Source organism: Deltaproteobacteria bacterium (assembly GCA_016874775.1).
Classification (GTDB): domain Bacteria; phylum Desulfobacterota; class Binatia; order Bin18; family Bin18; genus VGTJ01.
This window is the reverse complement of sequence record VGTJ01000265.1, coordinates 1-5,477: the sequence shown is the minus strand read 5'-3', so window position 1 is coordinate 5,477 and position 5,477 is coordinate 1. Positions and strand designations below refer to the sequence as shown.

At 54.2% G+C, this 5,477-nt stretch carries 4 protein-coding genes; all 4 read right to left on the bottom strand.

Going from position 1 to position 5,477, the window contains the following annotated elements; translation table 11 throughout:
• Positions 1-98: 98 nt before the first annotated feature.
• Complete coding sequence (locus FJ147_26840) at positions 99-1,313, bottom strand: hypothetical protein (GenBank protein MBM4259504.1); 1,215 nt, start codon at positions 1,311-1,313, stop codon at positions 99-101.
• Positions 1,276-2,208, bottom strand: coding sequence for a hypothetical protein (locus FJ147_26835; protein ID MBM4259503.1), 933 nt, complete (start codon positions 2,206-2,208; stop codon positions 1,276-1,278). The genes FJ147_26840 and FJ147_26835 overlap by 38 nt, the downstream gene beginning before the upstream one ends.
• A gap of 333 nt (positions 2,209-2,541) precedes the next feature.
• On the bottom strand, positions 2,542-4,329 hold the full coding sequence (locus tag FJ147_26830; protein MBM4259502.1) for a carbon starvation protein A: 1,788 nt from the start codon (positions 4,327-4,329) through the stop codon (positions 2,542-2,544).
• 149 nt (positions 4,330-4,478) lie between these two features.
• Positions 4,479-5,144, bottom strand: coding sequence for a formylglycine-generating enzyme family protein (locus FJ147_26825; protein ID MBM4259501.1), 666 nt, complete (start codon positions 5,142-5,144; stop codon positions 4,479-4,481).
• Positions 5,145-5,477 lie beyond the last annotated feature (333 nt).

Genomic DNA, 5,477 nt, shown 5'->3' with positions numbered 1-5,477 from the left:
GCGGACCTTCCTGGGAGGAGAACCTATGGGGTGCGTGACGGGCCTGCACGCCGGATCGCTCCGAAGCTTTTCGGGTCGCACGGCCAGCGGCCGTGGTTTCAGCTAGGAATGACGATGTTGGCTGGGTCGGTACAGACAAGTTCGTTGCTATTGCTATCGTTGCCCAGGTCGCTGGTATCAGTGCCATTGGTTCCACAGGTAAAGCGCGGACCGTTATCAAAGATTGCGGCGGTATTGACGAGCGTCTGCGCCACCGTTCCCGCACGAATCCGCACGGTAAACACGATGTTTGGCATACTTCCCGCGGCAATGCTCGGCTCAAAGTTCTCAGCGTTTGCCACGCCAGGAGAGCCGTTCAACTGCTGCGATCCAGCGGGTGCAGAGGCCGACCATGTCCAGCGAAGCAACGTGCGCCCGGTCGCATTAAAGTTGGGCAACACTTGTAAATTCGGTTGGGATTGCCCACTCGGCCCTGTATAGGTATCCCAACTGACAAATTCCAATGCTGGAGGTAAGAGATCGGCAATGGTCGGGGTGACAATATTACCCGTTGTATCGCCACTAATGTGCTGAAATCGTAGTCGCAGTTGGATTTCATCGCCTGGTTGCTGACCACCGCTAGTACCAAATCGGTCCTTGAGCAGCCGAATTGCCGGAGTCTGTTCTTCAAGATTGATATCGTCACAGGTGGGTCCTGCCGTTCCAGGAGTGGGACCAGCCACAAACGTAGCCATTAAGCAGTTACGAGCGACCGTCCCAAACGGAGCTCCGGCCACTGTCTGTCGAATTTGCGGCGCTGTCGTAAAGGAAAAGCCACGAGGAACCTGCGTCGCTGGCAAGTTCAATGGGGCTCCAGTGTTGGTATTACGGAATGACCAGCGGATGTGGGTCGTGTTCGCGGGCAGAGTTGGTGGCGAATATGTCGTGTTTGCGCTAGCAGTAACTCCAGTAGCAAACGTCGTATAGGATGTCCCGTCAGTTGAATACGCCAGATCGGCAACGATGTTGTAGCCAAACGCCGAGCCATCCGGCCATCTGCCACTCGTGACGTTGACAACATCGAAGGGGCCAGAACGGGGAGGAGTAGCCATCCCATCGGGTATAGGCAACTCATCGATTACCTCGAAGTTATCGAGCGGCACGTTCGAGTTGTTGTTATTCACCCCGAGCGACCACACCAACTGGCCGGGAGGAAAGAGGTCCGGGCCGGATTTGCTGAGATTGGCACCGCCAGTGGGAGGGCCAATCAGATCACTAAGCACGACTTGCGTTAGATCAGTGGGACTCCCACCAACCGGTGTAAATCGACCCATCGAGAGTGTTATTAACGGGTGTATTGTTCGCCAATCCGCTAGGATAGGCAATGGTAAACGTCCGACTTATGCACTGCACCGAGTTTAACGGTTGTCCGGCATACAAGGTAGCAAGATCGATTGGGCCTAAATTCCAGGTAATCGGGTTGCTGTTCGTTCCGCTGCCTGACGCAGTAACAAAGGATGCTCCAGCGAAAAATGCATCAGAGAGTGAGGCCGCGCTCAGATTCACGTTGCCGATGGCAGAAAGTGAGCACAGTTGGACCCGATAGCTGACCTGCGTACCCGCCGCGATCCTCAGTGGTGGCGCTGGATCGATGCGTTGCTTGCGTAACTCGTAGTTCGGAGTCCCGGCTTGGATATTGATCGGACTAGCACTGGAGTTGACCGTACCATTAGCTGGAGTTGACGGATTGGTAATCGTGCTCGACGCGGTATTAATAACATTAGTTGCTGCTACGGCATCCAAGCGCACGCGGGTATTGAGAGTAATAAGAAAACTATCGCCATCGTTGAAGACAGAGCGGGTGATGGTAATACTACTACCACCGGCAGGACAATTATAATTGATCGGCGGAGTCACGTTGGGGCCAGTGCAATCGACGACTTCCACTTGCGTTGGGAGCATGTCACTAATTGACAAACTGCCGCAACTCCCAGATAAGCTGCTACAGGAAATCGCGAAACGATAGACGACCGAGTCGCCAGTTTGACGATTCGTTGGCGTATTGAACAAGCTTTTTATGAAAGTCTGCGTGCCTTGTGCTGCAGCAGCCGCCGGTAACAGTAGAGCTGCGCCGTACAAGACAATGAACGCTAACAACCCCGGCCAGATTGAGTTGTTTCGCCCCTGTCCCTTCTGCCCTTGCCCCAACGTCCATGCCCAATGCCCCATGCCCCGGCTCCTTCCTCTTGGATACGAACAGAGCTCAACAAAACCGAGAGAGGAGGAGATCAGTACAGGACATCCCCCGGTTTTAGGACTGTGAGGCCGTAAGTTACTAGAAGAGAGAGAAAAAGCAAGGCCAAGATCTCCCAAAGGGGAGAAAAAGAAGAACTACTTTTTGACAAGCCAACAGGGTAAAGAACGGATAGGACGAGTGAACGATCACAGCAGCGTTCAGCAGGAAAGAAGAGATCGGTTAGATGAGAGCGGCTTTACGTAGCCTGTCCTGAACTCGTTGAAAGAAGCTCGCAATAACCCTAGCCTTCGTACACAGACCGCCGCTTAGCGAACCAGCCCGGGTTCAGCCTCAGTCGAAACCGCAAGCGGCTTACGCAACACGGCAACGCCCTCTGTAATCAGGCCAACCGCCAACACCAAAAGACACACAGAGGCAATGCCAATCGGGTCGACAACGGTACGAGTCGCAGCACCAATGCCGGTCAACCAGCGTTGGATGACGATTGCCAGTGACCATAATGTCATGGTCATCATGAAAGCCATGGGAATGCCGACTAAGAAGATCGCCTTCTGTTGCCGCTCATGACGAATCAACCAAATAAACAAGCCAAGCAAGCTCAACGCTGCTAACAATTGGTTACTCGCACCAAACACCGGCCAGATCGACAGATAAGCAGGGATGGGTTTGCCGTCAGGACCAATCATCGTCAACCCTAAGAGGATTGCCGGAACAGCCAGGGTCAGAAGCGTTGCCACAGTCTTGCCTGCCAAGCTTTTCCAGCCAAACAGTTCTTGCAACAGGTATCGACCGAGACGCGTCGTCACATCGATCGTATCAAACACGAACGTTGCAAACGCCAGCATGCCGAAGCTCACAGCAAATGAGAGTGGAATACCGAGCGAGCTGAGAAACTTGCCGATACCAGTAGCAAAGACCGCATCAGGGCCTCCGCTTTGCCCACTAGGAATAAGGACCATCACGCAGGCAAGCGCAAGCAACGCTACCACCCCCTCCATGAGCATCCCACCATACCCGACGAGAGAGGCATCGCATTCACAACTGAGCTGCTTGCTTGTCGTCCCGCTGGACACCATGCCGTGGAAACCACTACACGCGCCACAGGCAATGGTAATAAACAAAAACGGTACGAGTGGTCCTAACTTTTCGTTAGTGAATCCCAAAAATGCAGGATACTGCAACACATGCGTCCCTTGTACACCACCAAGGATGAGCCCAATGAGCCCGCCAATGAGGATCGTATAGAGAAACGCTCCTCCTAAAAAACCACGCGGCTGCAGTAGTAACCACACAGGTAAGATACTGGCAATGCCACAGTACGCCAGAATGAGGTATGACCACACCTGTGTCGGATTGGCAAAACCAGTCAGCGACAGGGGCAGCACTTGTCCCAGCCAGATCACCACACCGACTAGGATCAATCCAATAATCAGCAGCCCATTCTGCAACACTCCACTCCCATTCCCCTGCCCTTCCGCTTGCGGCGTGCGAGACTCCACCAACTTGAGGAGCGCACCAAGGAGCACCCCAAGCCCGAGGTACATGACGCTACTCGATGCAGTGCCAGCGCCAAGAATCGTCCCAATCTGCTCGCCGTTTACCCCAAGAATCGGTACGTCGCTGGTAAACGCTCTGGCAGTGACATCAGTGAACGCGGTCAACACATACACGAGCGACAACCAGATGTAGCCCAGGAACAGATAGAAGGCGCGGTTGCCGATGTGCAGACGGACGACTTCGGCAACCGACGCCCCTTTGTGTCGTACGGAACCAATCAACGTCGAGAAATCATGCACCGCGCCGATGAAGATACATCCAAAAACAATCCACAACAGCGCCGGTAACCAGCCAAACATCAGACCGGCGATAATCGGACCAAAGATCGGCCCTGCCGCCGAGATCGCCGAAAAGTGTTGCGCCAGCAGATAAAAACGGCTGGTCGGAACAAAATCTTGTCCATCTTCATAGAGGGTCGCCGGAGTGGCAACATCACAATCGAGCTTATAAAAGCGCGAGACCACCAATTTGCCATACACCACATACGCAGTCGCCAACGCCGCTAGGCAAATTAACAAAATGTGAACCAACGACATAGTCTGCTCCTTCAGGTTCTCCAGTTCTACTGGGCAATGATTCGTTGCGCGGCCATTATAGCGTAGAGCCCTCCGACGCGACCAGGGGCTCTCGCCCCTGGACCCCAGAATCCAGCATTGCAGAACTCAGAATCCAGCACAGCAAAAAACTACTGGGCACAGCGAAATCCAACGCTGGCACTCCAGTAGCCCGGCCCGACCCAGCTGCGGCCGGCTACGCGTACGGGCCCGGCCTCGCTATCCCACGAACCACCGCGCAGGAGACGATAATCTCCCTTATCTGGTCCTCGCGGATCACGGTCTGGATTCGGACGCAGTTGGTAGTAGTCAGCAACAAACCAATCTTGCACCCACTCCCAGACATTGCCGTGCACGTCGTATAGTCCCCAGGCATCGGGTGTAAGCTGGCCAACCGGATGAGTCGTGCCTGCAGAATTTTTGTCGTACCACGCGTATTCAGGCAGTCGCTCTGGGTCATCGCCAAAACAATATGCCGTGGCTGTTCCCGCTCGTGCCGCATATTCCCACTCCGCTTCAGTCGGCAAGCGATAGGGTTTACCTTTTTCGCGCTCACTAAGCTTGCGCAAAAATTCCTGTGCATCGTCCCATGAGACCCGCTCAACTGGGCGATTCAGGTCGCCAGTAAAACGACTCGGGTGATTACCCATCACTTCTTGCCATTGCGCTTGCGTCACCGGATATTTGCCCAGATAGAAAGGCTGACTGATCTGCACTCTCCGTACTGGTTTCTCAGGATCGTATCCATCCACTGAACCCATGAGAAACTCGCCAGCCGGAATGAGAATGAGTTCCATGCCGATGCTGTTGGTGATAGTTCGGGCTAACTTCGGAATCTCTTGCACTGAGACACCCAACGCATCAGCGCGAATTTTCAGTGCCTGTATGAGCCGTTCATAGCCACGTTCGACAAACAGGCGACCAGCCTGCCACCGGCTGAGTCGCTCGGGAACCGCACAATCTTCTAGGCGCAAGGGGATAATGAAAATCGTCCCTTCGGGTTTCTCATCCGCTACATCTACTGAACTTTCAAAAATTAATGTTCGTATTCCCGAGGACTGGGCGATAATGAGGACATGCGACCATTCGGAACAGGCAAACAACTTGCGCGGCGGCGCCAGCGGGCCCTT

Excerpts from the sequence above, each read along its gene's own strand:
- FJ147_26840 (MBM4259504.1), bottom strand. The coding sequence starts at position 1,313 with ATGGGTCGATTTACACCGGTTGGTGGGAGTCCCACTGATCTAACGCAA.
- FJ147_26835 (MBM4259503.1), bottom strand. The coding sequence starts at position 2,208 with ATGGGGCATTGGGCATGGACGTTGGGGCAAGGGCAGAAGGGACAGGGG.
- FJ147_26830 (MBM4259502.1), bottom strand. The coding sequence starts at position 4,329 with ATGTCGTTGGTTCACATTTTGTTAATTTGCCTAGCGGCGTTGGCGACT.
- FJ147_26825 (MBM4259501.1), bottom strand. The coding sequence starts at position 5,144 with ATGGAACTCATTCTCATTCCGGCTGGCGAGTTTCTCATGGGTTCAGTG.